Source organism: Mangrovactinospora gilvigrisea, from assembly GCF_001879105.1.
Lineage (GTDB): Bacteria > Actinomycetota > Actinomycetes > Streptomycetales > Streptomycetaceae > Mangrovactinospora > Mangrovactinospora gilvigrisea.
In genome coordinates, this window is the sequence record NZ_MLCF01000059.1 from 1 (window position 1) to 18,246 (window position 18,246).

At 73.7% G+C, this 18,246-nt stretch carries 13 protein-coding genes; 11 read left to right on the plus strand and 2 right to left on the minus strand.

Annotated elements, in window-relative coordinates; all coding sequences use genetic code 11:
- Positions 1 to 306 precede the first annotated feature (306 nt).
- Both BIV57_RS12170 and BIV57_RS12175 read left to right on the plus strand, forming a co-directional pair.
- Positions 307 to 897 carry a PadR family transcriptional regulator gene (locus BIV57_RS12170; RefSeq protein ID WP_071656773.1) on the plus strand — a complete coding sequence of 197 codons (591 nt, stop codon included), beginning with the start codon at positions 307 to 309 and terminating at the stop codon, positions 895 to 897.
- A gap of 88 nt (positions 898 to 985) precedes the next feature.
- Positions 986 to 2,071, plus strand: a complete 1,086-nt coding sequence (locus BIV57_RS12175; protein ID WP_071656774.1) for an inositol-3-phosphate synthase — start codon at positions 986 to 988, stop codon at positions 2,069 to 2,071.
- 53 nt (positions 2,072 to 2,124) lie between these two features.
- On the opposite strand, the gene BIV57_RS12180 is transcribed toward BIV57_RS12175, so the two are convergent.
- A complete protein-coding gene (locus BIV57_RS12180) occupies positions 2,125 to 3,039 on the minus strand; it encodes a DMT family transporter (protein WP_071656775.1) in 915 nt (304 codons plus the stop codon).
- Between BIV57_RS12180 and BIV57_RS12185 the strand changes: the two genes are divergently transcribed.
- The 3 genes from BIV57_RS12185 (at position 3,038) to BIV57_RS12195 (ending at position 6,523) form a co-directional block, all read left to right on the plus strand.
- Positions 3,038 to 4,465 carry an aminotransferase-like domain-containing protein gene (locus BIV57_RS12185; protein ID WP_071656776.1) on the plus strand — a complete coding sequence of 476 codons (1,428 nt, stop codon included), beginning with the start codon at positions 3,038 to 3,040 and terminating at the stop codon, positions 4,463 to 4,465. The two genes, BIV57_RS12180 and BIV57_RS12185, sit on opposite strands and share 2 nt — an antisense overlap.
- 94 nt (positions 4,466 to 4,559) lie before the next feature.
- Entirely contained in the window at positions 4,560 to 5,819 is a 1,260-nt protein-coding gene (locus tag BIV57_RS12190) for an MFS transporter (RefSeq protein WP_071656812.1), read from the plus strand.
- 95 nt (positions 5,820 to 5,914) lie between these two features.
- Complete coding sequence (locus BIV57_RS12195; RefSeq protein ID WP_139275627.1) at positions 5,915 to 6,523, plus strand: LppU/SCO3897 family protein; 609 nt, start codon at positions 5,915 to 5,917, stop codon at positions 6,521 to 6,523.
- A 62-nt stretch (positions 6,524 to 6,585) separates the two neighbouring features.
- On the opposite strand, the gene BIV57_RS12200 is transcribed toward BIV57_RS12195, so the two are convergent.
- Positions 6,586 to 8,049 (minus strand): CCA tRNA nucleotidyltransferase, encoded by a 1,464-nt coding sequence (locus tag BIV57_RS12200; RefSeq protein ID WP_071656813.1) that lies wholly within the window; start codon positions 8,047 to 8,049, stop codon positions 6,586 to 6,588.
- A gap of 275 nt (positions 8,050 to 8,324) precedes the next feature.
- Between BIV57_RS12200 and BIV57_RS12205 the strand changes: the two genes are divergently transcribed.
- From BIV57_RS12205 to trxB, 6 genes are all read left to right on the plus strand, one after another.
- Positions 8,325 to 10,790, plus strand: coding sequence for a DUF6049 family protein (locus BIV57_RS12205; protein ID WP_071656778.1), 2,466 nt, complete (start codon positions 8,325 to 8,327; stop codon positions 10,788 to 10,790).
- Complete coding sequence (gene murJ, locus BIV57_RS12210) at positions 10,787 to 13,168, plus strand: murein biosynthesis integral membrane protein MurJ (RefSeq protein WP_071656779.1); 2,382 nt, start codon at positions 10,787 to 10,789, stop codon at positions 13,166 to 13,168. Before BIV57_RS12205 ends, murJ begins: the two co-directional genes overlap by 4 nt.
- Positions 13,169 to 13,312: 144 nt before the next feature.
- Positions 13,313 to 15,277, plus strand: a complete 1,965-nt coding sequence (locus BIV57_RS12215; protein WP_245797591.1) for a protein kinase family protein — start codon at positions 13,313 to 13,315, stop codon at positions 15,275 to 15,277.
- 5 nt (positions 15,278 to 15,282) lie between these two features.
- Positions 15,283 to 15,975 (plus strand): RNA polymerase sigma factor SigM, encoded by a 693-nt coding sequence (gene sigM / locus BIV57_RS12220; RefSeq protein WP_071656780.1) that lies wholly within the window; start codon positions 15,283 to 15,285, stop codon positions 15,973 to 15,975.
- A complete protein-coding gene (locus tag BIV57_RS12225; RefSeq protein ID WP_071656781.1) occupies positions 15,972 to 17,051 on the plus strand; it encodes an anti-sigma factor family protein in 1,080 nt (359 codons plus the stop codon). Before sigM ends, BIV57_RS12225 begins: the two co-directional genes overlap by 4 nt.
- Before the next feature lie 192 nt (positions 17,052 to 17,243).
- Positions 17,244 to 18,215: a thioredoxin-disulfide reductase gene (gene trxB / locus BIV57_RS12230; RefSeq protein ID WP_071656782.1), complete on the plus strand. Its 972-nt coding sequence runs from the start codon at positions 17,244 to 17,246 to the stop codon at positions 18,213 to 18,215.
- Positions 18,216 to 18,246 lie beyond the last annotated feature (31 nt).

An 18,246-nucleotide genomic window follows, 5' to 3' on the forward strand; every position in this document is an offset into this window, starting at 1 on the left:
GACCGACCCCGCACGAACAAGGTAGGGATCTCTTTGTAGTCCTTTCCACGGTCCTCCACACCGGCCCGGCGTCGCCTCCGCGCGATTCCGGGCCGGTTTTCTGTGCGCTGCGCCGCTCGCATGTGCGGACGAACCGGGGCACAGCGGTGCACGGAAGGGCTCGTTCGGGCCTTATGACCCCCGTATGTATCGCGCCGATACATCGGCTCGGTATATCGTGCCGATACAGGCCGGGGCGCACACCGCATCCCGTCCTGGGCAGTAACCTGGCGAAGCACACGATCAGCTGCGGAGGAGGGGCGAGCCATGGGACGACGTTCAGGAGTCCTGGAGTTCGCCGTCCTCGGACTGCTGAACGACGCCCCGATGCACGGGTACGAGCTGCGCAAGCGGCTCAACATCCTGCTCGGCACCCTGCGGGCGTTCTCCTACGGATCCCTCTACCCGTGCCTCAAGGCGCTCGTCGCCGAGGGGCTGCTGGTGGAGGAGGACGACCACGGCCCGGCGCTCCCCCCGCGGGGGCTCACCGGAAAACGGGCCCGGATCGTCTACCACGTCACGGAGGCCGGACGGCAGCACTTCGAGGAGCTGCTCGCCGACTCCGGGCCGGATGCCTGGGAGGACGACCACTTCGGCGTGCACTTCGCGTTCTTCGCCAAGACCGATCGAGCCGTTCGCATGCGGATCCTGGAGGGCCGGCTGGCCCGCCTCCAGGAGCGCCTGGACCGGATGCGCACCGCGCTTTCGCGCAGCCGGGAGCGGCTCGACGACTACACCTTCGAACTGCAGCGCCACGGCGTGGAGTCGGTGGAGCGGGAGGTCCGGTGGCTCAACGAGCTCATCGAGACCGAGCGCGCCGGCCGGCCCCGCCACGACGATGCGCTCGGGGGTTCGTGACCGCCCGATCGACGGGCGGACACGGGTCATGCCGGCGCTTCCCGCGCCGGCACCTCGACGAAGAGAACGAGTAGAAGGAGCAGCCGAGATGGGGACCACTCCGATCCGCGTGGCCGTCGTGGGCGTCGGCAACTGCGCCGCGTCGCTGGTGCAGGGTGTCGAGTACTACAAGGACGCCCCGGACGACACCCGCGTGCCCGGCCTGATGCATGTCCGCTTCGGCGAGTACCACGTCCGCGACATCCAGTTCGTGGCCGCCTTCGACGTGGACGCCAAGAAGGTCGGCACGGACCTCTCGGAGGCCATCGGGGCCAGCGAGAACAACACCATCAAGATCGCTGACGTGCCGCCGACCGGCGTCACCGTGCAGCGCGGCCACACCCTCGACGGCCTGGGCCGCTACTACCGCGAGACCATCGAGGAGTCCGCCGAGGCCCCGGTGGACGTGGTGCGCGCCCTCAAGGACGCCCAGGTCGACGTGGTGGTCTGCTACCTGCCGGTGGGCTCCGACACCGCCGCCAAGTTCTACGCCCAGTGCGCCATCGACGCGGGCTGCGCCTTCGTCAACGCCCTCCCGGTGTTCATCGCCGGCACCAAGGAGTGGGCCGACAAGTTCGAGGCCGCCGGCCTGCCGATCGTCGGCGACGACATCAAGTCCCAGGTGGGCGCCACCATCACGCACCGCGTGATGGCCAAGCTCTTCGAGGACCGCGGCGTCGTCCTGGACCGCACCATGCAGCTGAACGTCGGCGGCAACATGGACTTCAAGAACATGCTGGAGCGCGACCGGCTGGAGTCCAAGAAGATCTCCAAGACCCAGGCCGTCACCTCCCAGGTCGACCGCGACCTGGGTGCCGACAACGTGCACATCGGCCCGTCGGACTACGTGGCCTGGCTGGACGACCGCAAGTGGGCCTATGTCCGCCTGGAGGGCCGTGCGTTCGGCGACGTCCCGCTGAACCTGGAGTACAAGCTCGAGGTGTGGGACTCCCCGAACTCGGCCGGCGTCATCATCGACGCGCTGCGCGCCGCGAAGATTGCCAAGGACCGCGGCATCGGCGGCCCGATCCTCAGCGCCTCCAGCTACTTCATGAAGTCCCCGCCGGTCCAGTACTTCGACGACGAGGCCCGCGAGGCCGTCGAGAAGTTCATCCGCGGCGAGGTCGACCGCTGATCCGACGCCGGATCAACACCCGGGCCGGGGAGGCGCGCTGACGCCTCCCCGGCTCAGGCGCGTGCGCGCTGCGTGACGGCGATGCACACCAGCACGGCGGCCGCGGTCGGCGGCGCCGCCGGAGGGAGGTGCTCGCCCAGCAGCAGCACCGACCACACCAGGGTGAGCAGCGGCTGGGCGAGCTGGAGCTGGCCGGCCCGCGCCACCCCGATGCCGGCCATCCCGCGGTACCAGACGACGAACGCGCCGAACTGCGAGACCGCGGCGATGTACAGGAGCCCGGCCACCGCCTCGGCGGTGGGGTGCACCGGCTCGACCGCCAGGGCCGCCACCGCGGTGGCGGCGGTGACCGGCAGCGCGGCGACCACCGCCCAGGCGATCACCTGCCAGCCCGGCATCCGGCGGGCCAGCCGGCCGCCCTCCGCGTACCCGGCCGCGCACACCAGCAGCGCGGCCAGCAGGTACAGATCGGCGAGCGTCGGCCGGCCGTGGCTCTGCAGCAGGGTGAAGGCGAGCACCACCGCCGCGCCGGCGACCGCGCCCCACCAGAACGGCGCGGGCTGCCGCACCCGGGTGCGCAGCGTCGCGACGACCGCGGTGGCCAGCGGCAGCACCCCGATGACGATCGCCGAGTGCGCGGTCGAGGAGGTCTGCAGCGCCAATGTGGTGAGCAGCGGGAAGCCGAGCACGCAGCCGCCCGCGACGACCAGCAGGCCGGGCCGGTCCTGCCGGGCGGGGAGCGGCACCCGCGCCGCGGCCAGCGCCGCCCCGGCGAGCAGCGCGGCGATCACCCCGCGCAGCCCGGTGGACGTCCAGGGGCCGAAGCCCGCCAGCGACCAGGCCGTGCCGGGGAAGCTGAGCGAGAAGCCGAGCACTCCCAGGGCCGCGAGGGCGGTTCCGCGGGATGCGGCTATCGGCGCTATCGGCGCTATCGGCGGTTCCGTAGTAGCGCTATCGTGTCCTGACATGAATCATGGTAGCAGTGTGGACCAGCTGGCCTCGGTGCTCCGGGCCGAGCTGGAGCGCTACCCGGAAGGCGGCCGACTGCCCTCCAGCCGCACCCTGATGGAGCGCCACCGGGTGAGCCCGGTGACGGTCTCCCGGGCCATCGCCGCGCTGGTCGCCGAGGGCTCGGTGGTCTCCCGGCCCGGCGCGGGCGTCTTCCGCGCCCGGCTGCGGGCCGCGCCCCGACCGGGCGGCGACGTCTCCTGGCAGGAGGTGGCGCTCGCCGCCGACGGCCCGGCCGGCCGCGGCCGCGCGGACGCCTCCGGGGTGCTAGGCACGCTCGCCGTCCCGGCCGCCGGGGTGATCGACCTCAACGGCGGCTACCCGCACCCCTCGCTGCAGCCCGAGCGGGCGCTCGCCGGGGCGCTGGCCCGCGCCGGACGGCGGCCCGGCACCTGGGAGCGGCCGCCCGTCGAGGGCCTGCCCGAGCTGCGCGCCTGGTTCGCCCGCGACATCGGCGGCCCGGACGGCGCGCTCACCGCCGCCGACGTACTGATCACCGGCGGCGGGCAGAGCGCGCTGACCACCGCGCTGCGCGCGCTCGCCGCGCCGGGCGCGCCGGTGCTCGTGGAGTCCCCCACCTATCCCGGCGCCCTCGCGGTGGCGCGGGCCGCCGGGCTGCGTCCCGTCCCGGTGCCGGTGGACGGCGACGGGCTGCGCCCCGGGCTGCTGGCGGACGCCTTCCGGGCCACCGGGGCGCGGGTGCTGGTCTGCCAGCCGCTCTTCCACAACCCCACCGGGGCGGTGCTCGCCCCCGAGCGGCGCCACGAGGTGCTGCGGATCGCCCGCGAGGCCGGGGCGTTCGTGGTGGAGGACGACTTCGCGCGGCTGCTGGCGCACTCCGACGCCCCGCCCTCGCCGCGGCCGCTGGCGGCCGACGACCCGGACGGGGTGGTGGTGCACATCCGGTCGCTCACCAAGGCCACCTCGCCGAGCCTGCGCATCGGCGCGCTCACCGCGCGCGGGCCCGCGCTGGAGCGGCTGCGCACCACCCAGGTCGTCGACAGCTTCTTCGTCCCCCGGCCGCTCCAGGAGACCGCGCTGGAACTGGTCGGGTCGCCGGCCTGGCGCACCCATCTGCGCAGGCTGGCCGAGGGATTGCGGGAGCGGCGCAGCGCGCTGGCGGCGGCGCTGCACGGTGCGCTCCCGGAGCTGCGCACCCGGATCCCGCACGGCGGCTACCACCTGTGGCTGCGGCTGCCCGACGGCACCGACGAGGCCGCGCTGGCCGCGGCGGCGCTCGCCGAGGGCGTCGCCGTCACCCCGGGCCGCGCCTACTACCCGGCCGAACCGCCCGCGCCGCACCTGCGCCTCACCCACATCAGCGCCGCCGGCACCGCCCAACTCGCCGAGGGCGTCGAGCGCCTGCGCCGCGCGGTTGTGAGATAGCCCGCCCCGGGACGGCTTCGGCGCCGAGGCGGCGGGGCGGCAGACTGTCCCGGTGACCCGGTCCCTGCTCTCCCACCCCCAGTTCCGCCGGCTGATGGCGACCCGCCTCACCTCGCAACTCGCCGACGGCGCCTTCCAGGTGGCCCTCGCCTCCTACGTGGTGTTCTCCCCGGAGCGGCAGGCCACCCCTGCCAAGATCGCCTCGGCGCTCGCCGTGCTGCTGCTGCCGTACTCGCTGCTCGGCCCCTTCACCGGGGTGCTGCTGGACCGCTGGCGCCGCCGCCAGGTGCTGCTGCGCGCCAACCTGCTGCGCGCCGGCCTCGCCGCGGCCACCGCCGCGCTGCTGCTCACCTCCCGCGCCGACTGGTCCTTCTACGCGGCCGCGCTGCTGGTCACCGCCGTCAACCGGTTCGTCCTCGCCGGGCTCTCCGCCTCGCTGCCGCACACCGTCCCCGCGGAGAAGCTGATCACCGCCAACGCCGTCGCCCCGACCGCCGGGACGGTGGCCGCCACCCTCGGCGGCGGCGCCGCCCTCGTCGTCCAGCTGGTGGTGCCGCCCGGCTCCGGCGCGGACGCCGCCGTGGTGGCCATCGCCGGCGCGCTCTACCTGGTCTCCGCGGGCTGCGCGGCCACCATGCCCGTCGCGCTGCTCGGCCCCGCCCGGGTGCGCCGCATTCCGCTGCGCGCGGCGGTCGCCGACACCGCGCGCGGGCTGCGCGACGGGCTGCGCCACCTCGCCGCGCGCCGCGCCGCCGCCGACGCACTGGCCGCGGTCACCGCGATGCGCTTCTGCTACGGCGTGCTGACGGTGACGATGCTGATGCTCTGCCGCTACGCCTTCAACGACCCCTCGGACACCGCGGCCGGGCTGCGCACCCTGGGGCTGGCGGTGGGCCTCTCCGGAGCCGGGTTCTTCGTCGCCGCGCTGATCACCCCGAGCGCGGTGCGGCGCCTCGGGGTGGACGGCTGGATCGTCGCCTGCGCGGCCGCCGCCGCCGTGCTGGAGCCGCTGCTGGGCCTCACCTTCCGTCAGGCTCCGGTGCTCGCCGCGGCGTTCTTCGTCGGAATAGCCACCCAGGGCGTCAAGATAGCCACCGACACCGCGGTGCAGAGCGGTGTCGACGACGCCTACCGGGGGCGCGTCTTCGCCCTCTACGACATGCTCTTCAACGGCGCCTACGTGGCCGCTGCCGCGCTCGCCGCGCTGGTGCTGCCCGCGGACGGGCGCGCCCCGCACGTCCTCGCCGCGCTGGCGGTGCTCTACGCGCTGGTCGCCGCCGGCCATGCGCTGGGGCGGCGGCGCCGGGCACGGCTCAATGTCACGCGAGTGCCACAGTCCTCAAAAGGCAGCTGACGCCGCGCCCCGCGCCTGACAGTCTTCCCCTGCGCAGCCGTTGCGCAGTCGTTGTCCCGTGACGACACACCTCATGTATGTGGAGGGGGAGCAGCATGAGCAGCCCCTACGGACCTCAGCAGCCCTATGGGGGCCAGCAGCCGAACGGTCCGCAGCAGCCGCCCTACGGCGGGCAGGCGCCGCAGCCGCCCTATGGTCAGCCGCCGCAGCAGCCCTACGGAGCGCAGCCCGGCCCGGTGCCGAACCCCGCGCCGGGGCCGTACGCCGGAGGCCCGCAGCAGCCCTACGCCCAGGGGATGCCGCAGCCCGGCCCGGTGCCGGGGCCGATACCCGGGCAGGGCCAGGGCCAGGTCCCCGGTCCGCCCTACTACGGGCAGCGTCCGCCGAGCGGGCCCGGCCGGGGGCGCATCATCGCGCGGGTGATCGGCGGCGTGGTCGTCCTCGGCCTCGTCATCGCCGGCTTCGTCCTGTCGCAGAGCGACCCCGACCACGCCAAGGCCGGCGACTGCATGACGGGCTCCACCGCCAGCGAGCTGAAGATCACCAAGTGCTCCGACCCGGACGCCCAGTTCACGGTCGAGAAGGTGGTCAAGGACAGCAACGACGACTCCCAGTGCGACGGGACCGGCGCCGACCGCGTCTACACCCAGCACCGCTCCGGCAGCTCCAGCGACGAGCTGCTGCTCTGCCTCAAGGAGCGCTGAGCCGGATCGGTCCGGTTTCACGTGAAACAGTCCGTCCGCGCCGTTTCACGTGAAACAGTCCGTCAGGAGCGGTTCGCCCACCACTCCTTGAGCGCCTCCACCGCAGCCCCGTGCTCCATCGGGCCGTTCTCCAGGCGCAGTTCCAGCAGGTGCTTGTAGGCCTGCCCGACCTCCGGGCCCGGCGCGATGCCGAGGATCGTCATGATCTCGTTGCCGTCCAGATCCGGACGGATCGAGTCCAGCTCCTCCTGCTCCTGCAGCTGCGCGATGCGCTCCTCCAGCGCGTCGTAGGCGCGCGAGAGCGCCTGCGCCTTGCGCCGGTTGCGCGTGGTGCAGTCGGAGCGCGTCAGCTTGTGCAGCCGGGAGAGCAGCGGCCCGGCGTCGCGCACATAGCGGCGCACCGCGGAGTCCGTCCACTCGCCGGTGCCATAGCCGTGGAAGCGCAGGTGCAGCTCCACCAGCCGCGACACCTCCTCCACCATCTCCTTGGAGTACTTCAGCTTCCGCATCCGGGAGCGCGTCATCTTGGCGCCCACCACCTCGTGGTGGTGGAAGGAGACCCGGCCGTCGGACTCGAAGCGGCGGGTGCGCGGCTTCCCGATGTCGTGGAGCAGCGCGGAGAGGCGCAGCACCAGGTCCGGCCCGTCCTCCTCCAGGTCGATCGCCTGCTCCAGCACCGTCAGGGTGTGCTCGTAGACGTCCTTGTGGCGGTGGTGCTCGTCATGGGTCAGCCGCAGCGCCGGCAGCTCCGGCAGCACCCGCTCGGCGATGCCGGTCTCCACCAGCAGCGTCAGCCCGGCGCGCGGATGCGGCGCCAGCAGCAGCTTGTTGAGCTCGGCCTGGACGCGCTCCGCCGAGACGATGTCGATCCGGTCCGCCATGCCGGTCATCGCGGCGCGCACCTCGGGCGCCACCTCGAAGCCCAGCTGCGCGGCGAAGCGCGCGGCGCGCATCATGCGCAGCGGGTCGTCGGAGAAGGAGTCCTCCGGCGCGGCCGGCGTGCGCAGCACGCCCGCGGCGAGGTCCTCCAGCCCGTGGTGCGGATCGACGAACTGGATGCCGGGCAGCTCCACCGCCATCGCGTTGACGGTGAAGTCGCGGCGCACCAGGTCGCCCTCGAGGGTGTCGCCGTAGGAGACCTGGGGCTTGCGCGAGGTGCGGTCGTACGCCTCGGAGCGGTAGGTGGTGATCTCCAGCTGGAGCGGCTCGCCGTCCGCGCCGGCCTTCTGGCAGCCGACCGTGCCGAAGGCGATGCCGACGTCCCACACCGCGTCGGCCCAGCCGCGCACCAGCGCGAGGATCTGCTCGGGGCGGGCGTCGGTGGTGAAGTCGAGGTCGTTGCCGAGCCGGCCGAGCAGCGCGTCCCGCACCGAACCGCCGACCAGCGCCAGCCGGTGGCCGGCTGCGGAGAAGCGGTGGGCGAGGTCCTCGGCGACCGAGGAGACCCGCAGCAGCTCGCCCACGGCCCGGCGCTGCGCCTGGCTGAGGGCGCCGCCGGCGGGCGGCGCAGCGGGAGCGGTCTCGATCTCGGGGGTGTTCTCGGCGTTCGGCACGACCAACAAGGGTAACGTCCGTCCCGACCCGCCCCGGACGGTCGCGACAAGCGGAACCGGCAGGGCCTCCGGACGCGTCCGGAGGAGCGGGGGAACCGCGGCCCGCGGAGGATCGAACCCCCTCCGGGAGCAGGCGGTTCACCATGACGGCCGGAGCCCCGGCACTCGCGGAACCCGCCGTCGTTACCATTCCAGGACGCACCTTCCTGGACGCACATCCGACGACACACCCGAGGGCGGAATCACGCGTGGGCGAGCCGGCACGGACACGGACAACTCCGCCGCGGCGAGGACGGCTCGAGCAGCCCGTCCGCAGAGCCCTCGCCGGCGCCGCCGCACTGCTGCTGCTCGGCGCCCCGGCCACCGCGGCATCCGCCGCGGCGCGGCCCGCGGCCGCGTCCGCGCTCGCCGTCGAGGCGGCCGCCGACCGGGCCCCCATCACGCTGGACAACCTGTCGCCGACGGCGCCGGTGAAGGGCGACACCCTCACCCTCGCCGGCACGGTCCGCAACAGCACCGGCCACACCTGGCACAACGCCAAGGTGCGGCTGCGCACCGGCACCGGTGCGCTCGGCTCGCGCAGCACGATCAACGAGGTGAGCAAGCGCACCACGGCCACCGCGGCCGACGGCACCCCGGTGGACGGCGCCGACCATCCGATGCCGGACATCACCGCCGGCGGCAGCGCCACCTTCACCCTCAAGGTGCCGGTCTCCAAGCTGCGGCTCACCGGCGACGGCGTCTACGAGCTGGCCGTCGAGCTGACCGCGGAGAACGGCGCCTCGCTCGGCATCGACCGCACCTTCCTGCCGTGGTTCCCGTCCGACTCCGGGGTGCAGCCGACCCGTACCGCCGCGCTCTGGCCGGTGGTCGACGAGCCCCGGGTCACCGCCCGCACCATGGCCGACGTCCGGCAGACCCCGGTGCTCCGCAACGACGGCCTCACCTCCGAGATGCGCTCCGGCGGCCGGCTCGACCGGATCGTCAAGCTCGGCGACTCGCTCCCGGTCACCTGGGTCGTCGACCCCGACCTCGCCATCACCGCGGACGCCATGGCCGGCGGCTACCGGGTGGCGAGCGGCAGCGGCACCAAGGCCGGCTCCGGCGGCACCGCCGCCAAGCAGTGGCTGACGGAGCTGCAGTGGGCGATGGTCGACTACAAGGACGCCGCCCAGGCCCGCAAGCAGCTCGCCGAGAACGGCGGCTCGTCCACGCCCTCGTCCACCGCCTCGCCGTCCGCGACCGCCTCGCCCAGCGACACCGGCTCGCCCTCGCCCTCGGCCTCCGCCGGCGCGTCCGGCTCCGGGGGCACCCAGCCCAACCCCGCCGACTACCCGCACGACGACGTGGTGGGGCTGCCCGTCGGCGACCCCGACCTCGCCTCCATCGCGCACCGGGGGCACGGCTCCGCGCAGCTGTCGACGCTGCTGTCCAACGCCCAGGAGCTCAGCGCCAACGCCAGCACCGCGCTCAAGCTCGGCGTCCAGCCGCGCACCGATGTGGCCTGGCCGGTCCAGGGCTGGCTGGACTCCTCGATCATCGCCACCGGCAAGCAGGCCAAGGCCAGCTCCTTCATCGCCAACAGCGACAGCATCGGCCGCTCCGGCCTGCCCTACACCCCGTCCGCGCGGCGGAACCTGGCCGGCGGGCTGCACGAGGACGTCGCAGACTCGGCGATCGGCTCGATCCTCTCCCGCGACCTGTCGACGCCCGCCTCCCGGGCCGAGGCCGTCCAGGAGATCCTCGCCCAGACGCTGATGGTCACCATGGAGGCGCCGAGCAAGCAGCGCACCCTGCTGATCGTCCCGCCGCGGCGGATGACGACCGATCAGGCCACGGTCCTCGCCGAGGCGCTGAAGGCGGCGGACAAGGGCGGCTGGATCGACCCGATCTCGCTGAAGCAGCTGCAGCAGACCGCCCCGGACCCGAGCGCGCCCGGTCGCGTCCCGTCCGCCTCCGCCTACCCGTCCTCGCTGCGCGCCACCGAGCTCTCCTCCGCCACCCTGGGCCAGGTCGCCACCGTCAACGCCCAACTCCAGGACATGGTGCGGATCCTGACCGCTCCGCAGCGCGTCACCGGCCCCTTCAACGGCGCCATGATGCGCACCGTCTCCACCGCCTGGCGGGAGGACCCCAGCGGCGAGCGGGCCTTCGAGAAGGAGACCAACGACTACCTCGACGACCTCGCCGGGGCGGTCCGCATCGCGCCCAAGAGCAGCACCATCACGCTCTCCGGGCAGAGCGCCACCATCCCGGTGACGGTGCTGAACAACCTGGAGCAGACCGTCCAGGTGGTGGTGCGGATGCAGTCCGACCAGCCGACCCGCGTCACGGTCGGCGACGGGCACCGGCTCAACATCCCGCCGCGCACCAACCGCCAGGTGGAGTTCCCGACCACCGCCACCACCAACGGGCGGGCCGTGGTCACCGTGCGGCTCTACGACCTCCAGGGCAAGGCCTACGGGCCCACCCAGCGCATCACCATCAACGTCACCTCGGCCGGCAACAGCGTGCTGATCGTCGTCGGGCTCGGGCTGCTCATCGTGGTGGTGGCGATCATCCGGATGTACCGGAAGCGGGCCCGGCGCCAGGCCGACGGCGGCCCGCAGGGCGACGCACCCCAGGAGGGCCCCGGCGAGGGTCCGGACGAGGGCGCGGACACGGCCGCCGATGGTGCCGAAGGATCCGGTGCGGATGAGAAGGTTGAGGGATGAACGCGCCGTACGACAGCGAGCCGGGCTCGGGCTCTCCGGGCGAGGGCGGGCGCCGGGACGACGCCTACACCCGCGACACCTACCGGCAGTACTCGGGCTACGGCGAGGACGACCCCTATACCGGTGTCGACGACCTGATCTCGGGCGCCGAGGAGAACGAGGAGCGCCGCCGGCAGCAGCAGCACCCGCTGCCGCCGCAGGGCCAGCAGTACCCGCAGTACTCGCAACAGCCTCCGCAGCCCCCTCAGGATCCCCGGACCCCGCAGGATCCACGGGCCCCGCAGCCCCCGCAGCAGCCGTACGGCGGTGACCCGGCGCAGGGCCAGTACCCCCAGCAGCCGTACCCGCAGCAGCAACCGCAACCCCAGCAGTACGGCGGCCAGCAGCAGTACGGGCAGCAGCCGCAGCAGCCCTACGACCAGCAGCAGCCCCAGCAGCCCGGGTACGACGCCTACGGGGCGCACGGCGCCTACGCGGCCGTCCCCCCGGAGCAGGGCCCCGCCCCCTACGACCCGCGCGCCGGCGGCTACACCACCGCCCAGTTCATGGCCGGGCAATTCGAGGAGACCGCCCCGCCCTACGACTACGACAACCCGCCGCAGCCGGGCCCGCCGCTGCCGCCGGTCCCGCCGGCCGGGGCACCGCAGCCCTACGCGCCGCACCCCCAGCAGTACCCGCAGCCGCCCCAGGGCGAACAGCCGCAGCCGCAACAGGGCGAGGCCGCCCCGGCGACCGGCGGCGGCCGGGTCGGCGGGCTGATGCGCTCCAGCGCGGTGATGGCCTCCGGCACCCTGGTCTCCCGGCTGCTCGGCTTCGTCCGCAACCTGGTGCTCGCCTCGGCGATCGGCATCAACGTGCTGGGCGACTCCTACGGCACCGCCAACACACTGCCGACGCTGCTCTACATCCTCATCGCCGGCGGCGCCCTCAACGCGGTCTTCGTGCCGCAGCTGGTGCGCTCCATGAAGAACGACAAGGACGGCGGCGAGGCCTACGCCAACCGGCTGCTGACCCTGGTGGGCTGCATCCTGCTGGTGCTGGTGGTGATCGCCGTGGCGGCGGCGCCGTTCTTCGTCCGCCTCGTCTCGGAGCCGATGGCCAGCAACCCGGACAACTTCCGGGTCACCGTCGCCTTCGCCCGCTACTGCCTGCCGACCATCTTCTTCATGGGCCTGCACGTGGTGCTCGGTCAGATCCTCAACGCCCGCAACCGGTTCGGGGCGATGATGTGGACGCCGGTCCTCAACAACATCGTCATCATCACCTCCTGCGGCCTCTTCATCTGGGTCTACGGCCCGTTCCGCTCCACCCACTTCGACCCGGCGACGGTTCCCGACGCGGGCGTCCGGCTGCTGGGCATCGGGACCCTGCTGGGCCTGGTGGTGCAGGCGCTGGCGATGATCCCCTACGTCCGGGACGCGGGCCTGAGGTTCCGTCCGCGCTTCGACTGGCGCGGGCACGGCCTCGGCCACGCCGCCCGGCTCGCCCGCTGGACCTTCCTCTTCGTCCTCGCCAACCAGGCCGGGCTGCTGGTGACGACCCAGCTGGCCACCGCCGCCGGTTCCGCCGCAGTCCACCAGGGCTTCGGCGGGGCGGGCCTGGCGGCCTATCAGAACGCCCTGCAGATCTGGCAGCTGCCGCAGGCCGCCATCACCGTCTCGATCATGACGGCGGTGCTGCCGCGGATCTCCCGGGCCGCCGTCGACGGCGACCACAGCGCGGTCCGCGACGACCTCTCCTACGGGCTGCGCACCTCCGCGGTGGCGATCGTCCCCTGCGCCTTCCTCTTCCTGGCGCTCGGCCCGCAGATCGGCGGGACGCTCTTCGGCATCGGCACCGGCAGCCAGTCCTCGCAGTCGCTGGGCATCATCCTGATGGCCTTCTCGCTGGGTCTGATCCCCTTCTCCGCCCAGTACGTGATGCTCCGCGGTTTCTACGCCTACGAGGACACCAAGACACCCTTCTACAACACCGTCTGGGTGGCCGCCTGCACCGCAGCCCTCTCCGGGATCGCCTATCTGGTGCTGCCGGCCCGCTTCGCGGTGGCCGGGATGGCCGCCGGCTACGGCATCGCCTACCTGGTCGGCGTCGTGGTGGCCTCCGGCCGGCTCCGGCGCCGGCTGGGCGACCTGGACGGGGCCCGGATCATGCGGACCTATCTGCGGCTCTGCGGCGCCTGCGTCCCGGCGACGATCGTCGCCTACCTGGTGGCCCGGCTCATCTCCCACCTGATCGGCGCATCGTGGTTCGCCTCGATCGCCGGGCTGGCCGTCGGCGCCGCGGTCTTCCTCCCGATGTTCGTGATCGGCGCCCGGCTGCTGCGGATCGAGGAGATGAACGCCCTCGTCGCAACGGTGCGGGGCAAGCTCGGCCGCTGAATCCGCGGCTCCGCCGAGGCAGGTGCCGCCGGATCTGTCCGAATCAACATGCAACCCGAGAGACCTTCGGCAGGTCGTACAGACCCCCGGGTAGCGGGCACAATTATCCTTCGGGACTTCAAGCGATGGGGAGGCAGGACGACGGTGGCGGAACGCAGCGAGGCCGCCGTCGACGTGGCGGAGGAGCGGGGCCCGGCCCCGAAGAAGCCGCTTAACGACGACGGCGCGACGCCCGGAGCGAAGCAGGACGCGGCCCCCGCCGACGAGGTCGGTGAGACCGGGGGCGGCGACGGGGTTCCACGTGAAACACCGTCCGATCCGGAGGCCGATCCGGCCGCACGATCGGAAGCCGATCCGGCGCGCGATTCCGCCGACGACACCGACGACACCGACGACACCGACGACACCGACAACTCTGACCGCTCTGACGACGCTCACGACGCTGACGACACCGAAGGTTCCGGCGGCGACGAGGGGGACCAGGCCGAGCCGGCGGAGCCCGCCGCCGCGCCCGAGATGCACAGCGGCCACCGCCTCGCCGACCGCTACCGGCTCGAGGAGTGCGTCGCCAAGGCGTCCGGCTTCAGCAGTTGGCGCGCCATGGACGAGAAGCTCCGCCGCGCCGTCGGCATCTATGTCCTCGCCTCCGACCACCCCCGCGCCGACCGCGTCATCGCCGCCGCCCGTTCCGCGGCCCTCCTCCCCGACCCGCGGTTCGTCCACGTCCTCGACGCCGTCAAGGAGAACGGCACCGCGTACGTGGTCCGCGAGTGGCTGCCGGACGGCGCCAGCCTCGACACCCTGCTCTCCGAGGGCGCCCAGGAGCCGTACGACTCCTACCAGATGACCCGTCAGGTCTCCGCGGCGCTCGCCGCCGCCCGCCGCGGCGGCCTCTCCCACCTCCGCCTCCACCCGTCCTGCGTGCTGCGCACCGACAGCGGCCAGTACCGCATCAACGGCCTCGCCGTGGACGCCGCGCTGCACGGCATCGACGGCACCGGGATGAGCGAGAGCGAGCAGCAGGCCTCCGACACCCGCGCGCTCGGCGCGATGCTCTACGCCTCGCTCTGCGGCCACTGGCCCGAGCCGGACGGCGGCCACGGCCTCCCCGGCATCCCCGCCAACCTCGGGCTGGTCCCGCCCGACCAGGTGATCGCCGGCGTCAACCGCCCGCTCGCCGACATCGCGGTGCGCGCACTGGCCGCCGGCCGCGCGGAGGTGCTGCCGCACCAGTACGACGAGCCGCTGGGCACCCCGGCGGAGGTCTCCGCGGCGGTCTCGGCGATGCCCAAGGTGGCCCCGCCGGAGCCGGACCCCGTCCCCACCTACAGCGCCACCGGCTGGTCGCCGTACCCCGGCGCCCCGGCCTCGCGCGGCGCCGCCCCCAACGGCGGCCGTCCGGGCGGCGCAGGCCCGACAGGGCCCGCCACGGCCCAGGTGCCGGCGACGCCCCCGGCGCTGCCCGGCCGCACCGGACGGGCCATCAAGGCGGTCGTCACCGTGGTGGTGCTCGTCGCCCTGGGCCTCGGCAGCTGGCAGATGGCGCGCACGGTCATCGACCGCGGCGAGAAGTCCAACTCCACGGGGACCGGCGACGCGGCCAAGCACAAGAAGACGACGCCCACCACGGCCGCGGCCAAGCCGCTGCACATCGACGGCGCCACCGAGTTCTCCCCCCTCGGCTCACCGATACAGGGCGGCGACGCCGGCAAGGCCGTCGACGGGAACCCGGACACCGCGTGGATAACGTCCGCGTTCTACGGCTACGCCAACTTCGGCAACCTGCCGACGCGGAAGGACGGCAGCGGCATCATCGTCGACCTCGGCAAGGCGGTCCCCGTCTCCGAGGTGAAGGTGAAGATGTACCGGGCGGGCGGCTCGGCGGAGATCCTCGCCGCGCCGGCCGATGCGAACGACCCCACGCGGCTCTCGGACTTCTCGCAGCGGCTCACGCCGCTCGGCCGTCCGCGCGCGACGATCGACGCAACCCTCTCGAAGCCCGTGAAGACGCGCTATGTTCTGGTCCACATCACGTCGCTGCCCAGCCAGGGCGGTGACGGCTACCGCGGCGGGATCGACGAGATCTCGGTGCTGGGAGCGGGCCAGTAGCACCGATGCAGAGGGGAGCGGGGGACGGGGTGGCAGCGCCGGAAGGACCACCGAGCGACGCCGAGCTGATGGCCCGCCATGCCGCCGGAGACCCACGGGCCTTCGGTGAACTGGTGGGCCGTCATCGCGACCGGCTGTGGGCGGTCGCGGTGCGCACGCTCGGCGGCGACCGCGAGGAGGCGGCGGACGCGCTGCAGGACGCGCTCGTCTCCGCCTTCCGCAAGGCGCACAGCTACGAGGGGCGCTCGGCGGTCACCACGTGGCTGCACCGTATCGTCGTCAACGCGTGCCTCGACCGTGCGCGGCGCGCGTCCGCGCGCCCCACCGCGGCGCTGCCGGACGGGGAGGTGCGCGACCGCATCACTCCGCCCGCGGAGTCCGCGGAGGCGCCGGTGGTGCGCGGCGAGACGCACCGCGAGGTGCTCGACGCGCTGCGCGCGCTCCCCGCGGACCAGCGCGCGGCGCTGGTCCTGGTCGACATGGAGGGCTATCCCGTGGCCGAGGCCGCTCGGATCCTGGAGGTGCCGCCGGGCACCGTCAAGAGCCGCTGCGCACGCGGCCGCGCACGCCTGCTGCCGCTGCTGCGCCATCTGCGCGGCCCGGACGGCAAGGGCGGCGGTGGGAACCCCTCCGGCTCCGCGTCCGTCACAGAACCGGCGGCCACCCCGGCCCCCGGACAAGGAGGGCAGCGCGCATGACCCACGCCCAGCCCTTCCCCGACCCCACTCACCCCACCCTGGAAGACCTCTCCCTGCTCGCCACCCACGCCGCAGCGGTCGACACGGACGAGCAGCCCCCCACGGCGGCCGCGCCGGAGCGCTCCGGGGCAGACGGCGACGCCGGCGTCCGCGTCCCCGGTCCGGCCGGTACAGCCGACGACGCCGCCCAGCAGTCCGACGCGTCCGAATCCACCGTGCGCGACGGCGAGGCGGACGGCGGGCTTCCCGCGCCGCGGGACGAGGCCGAGGGGCTCTCGGGGGCGCAGGTGGCTGCGCTGCGTGCGCATCTGGAGGGGTGTGCCGAGTGCGCGGCCGCGCACCAGGAGCTGACGGCGCTTCCCGCCGTGCTGCGCGGCCTCGGCAAGAGCACCGCCGAGCCGATGCCGGACGACGTCTTCGCGCGCCTCACCGAGGCGCTCACCGCCGAGGCCGACGCCCGCACCGCTGCCACCGCCGCCGCGCCCCCTGTTTCACGTGAAACCGGCGCGCGCCGCACCGCGCCGCCCACGCGCGACGACGCGACGCGGCCCCCCGCGCGCCGCGCTCCCGCCCGCGCACCGCGCCGCAAGCGCTGGCTGGCGCGCGCCGTGCTCGCCACCGCCGCGCTCGCCGTCGTGGCCGGCGGCGCAGTCGCGGTCGTCCGTACGCTGGCGCCGTCCCACAACGACCTCAGCGCCGGCAGCGGCGCGAAGAGCAACACCGGCTCCGCCTCCGCACCCCACCACGGCCCCGTCTACACCGATGCGGGCCTCACCGACCAGGTCCACCGCCTCGTCCAGGGATCCACCCGGCACAGCACCACCCAGCAGCAGCCCGAGTCCGCCCCCAGCCCCAACTCCGCGCGCCCGACCACCTCCTGCGCCCCGCCGCAGGCACCGGGTCAGACGCAGGCGAAGGCCGCACCGCTCGCCTCCGGCCCCGGCACCTACCAAGGGCGCGCCGTCACCGTGCTCGTCTACCCGGACGGCCCGACGCGGCTCCGCGTCTACCTCCTTCCGGACCCCTGCACCTCGGCCGCCGCCCACCCGCTCCTGGTGCGCAGCATCCCCCGCTGAAACCCCCTCCTGCCCTGACGGGCCACGGCTCGCCAAGCTGCTAACGTCGATCGCCGAACCACCGCGGTGCTCCGGGAATGTCCACCGGTCCGCAACCGTTGTGCGGGGTGCGCGCGGCACTGCCGGGAAACCGCCGCCGCAGACCGCAGCAGAGCAGTCGAGCCAGTCGAGAGAAGCCAGGGAAGGCCCCCCGTGAGCGACGTCCGCAACGTGATCATCATTGGTTCCGGCCCCGCCGGGTACACCGCGGCCCTCTACACCGCCCGCGCCGAGCTCAAGCCCCTGGTCTTCGAGGGCAGCATCGACGCCGGCGGCGCGCTGATGAACACCACCGAGGTGGAGAACTTCCCCGGCTTCCGCGACGGCATCATGGGCCCCGACCTGATGGACCAGATGCGCGCCCAGGCCGAGCGGTTCGGCGCCGAGCTGATCTCCGACGACGTCACCGCCGTCGACCTCACCGGCGACATCAAGACCGTCACCGACTCCGCCGGCACCGTGCACCGCGCCCGCGCCGTGATCGTCACCACCGGGTCCCAGCACCGCAAGCTCGGCCTCCCCAACGAGGACGCCCTCTCCGGACGCGGCGTCTCCTGGTGCGCCACTTGCGACGGCTTCTTCTTCAAGGACCAGGACATCGCCGTGGTCGGCGGCGGCGACACCGCCATGGAGGAGGCGACCTTCCTCTCCCGGTTCGCCAAGTCCGTGACGATTGTGCACCGCCGCGACTCGCTGCGCGCCAGCAAGACCATGCAGCAGCGCGCCTTCGACGACCCGAAGATCTCCTTCGCCTGGAACAGCGCGGTCGACACCATCCAGGGCGACGGCAAGCTCAGCGGCCTGACGCTGCGCGACACCGTCACCGGCGAGACCCGCGAGCTCCCCGTCACCGGCCTCTTCATCGCGGTCGGCCACGACCCGCGGACCGCGCTCTTCGAGGAGCAGCTGGAGCTGGACGGCGAGGGCTACATCAAGGTGGAGGCCCCCTCCACCCGCACCAACCTGACGGGCGTCTTCGCCGCCGGCGACGTCGTCGACCACACCTACCGCCAGGCCATCACCGCGGCCGGCACCGGCTGCTCCGCGGCGCTGGACGCGGAGCGGTTCCTCGCCTCGCTGGCCGACCACGCCGAGGAGCAGGAGCCCGCCGCCGCGGCGGTCTGACGCCAGGCCCGCTTCACCCGCACCACCGCTG

What these genes read in the sequence shown, in the direction of transcription:
- BIV57_RS12170 (WP_071656773.1), top strand. Translation starts at nt 307, where the DNA reads ATGGGACGACGTTCAGGAGTCCTGGAGTTCGCCGTCCTCGGACTGCTG.
- BIV57_RS12175 (WP_071656774.1), top strand. Translation starts at nt 986, where the DNA reads ATGGGGACCACTCCGATCCGCGTGGCCGTCGTGGGCGTCGGCAACTGC.
- BIV57_RS12185 (WP_071656776.1), top strand. Translation starts at nt 3,038, where the DNA reads ATGAATCATGGTAGCAGTGTGGACCAGCTGGCCTCGGTGCTCCGGGCC.
- BIV57_RS12180 (WP_071656775.1), bottom strand. Translation starts at nt 3,039, where the DNA reads ATGTCAGGACACGATAGCGCTACTACGGAACCGCCGATAGCGCCGATA.
- BIV57_RS12190 (WP_071656812.1), top strand. Translation starts at nt 4,560, where the DNA reads ATGGCGACCCGCCTCACCTCGCAACTCGCCGACGGCGCCTTCCAGGTG.
- BIV57_RS12195 (WP_139275627.1), top strand. Translation starts at nt 5,915, where the DNA reads ATGAGCAGCCCCTACGGACCTCAGCAGCCCTATGGGGGCCAGCAGCCG.
- murJ (WP_071656779.1), top strand. Translation starts at nt 10,787, where the DNA reads ATGAACGCGCCGTACGACAGCGAGCCGGGCTCGGGCTCTCCGGGCGAG.
- sigM (WP_071656780.1), top strand. Translation starts at nt 15,283, where the DNA reads ATGCAGAGGGGAGCGGGGGACGGGGTGGCAGCGCCGGAAGGACCACCG.
- BIV57_RS12225 (WP_071656781.1), top strand. Translation starts at nt 15,972, where the DNA reads ATGACCCACGCCCAGCCCTTCCCCGACCCCACTCACCCCACCCTGGAA.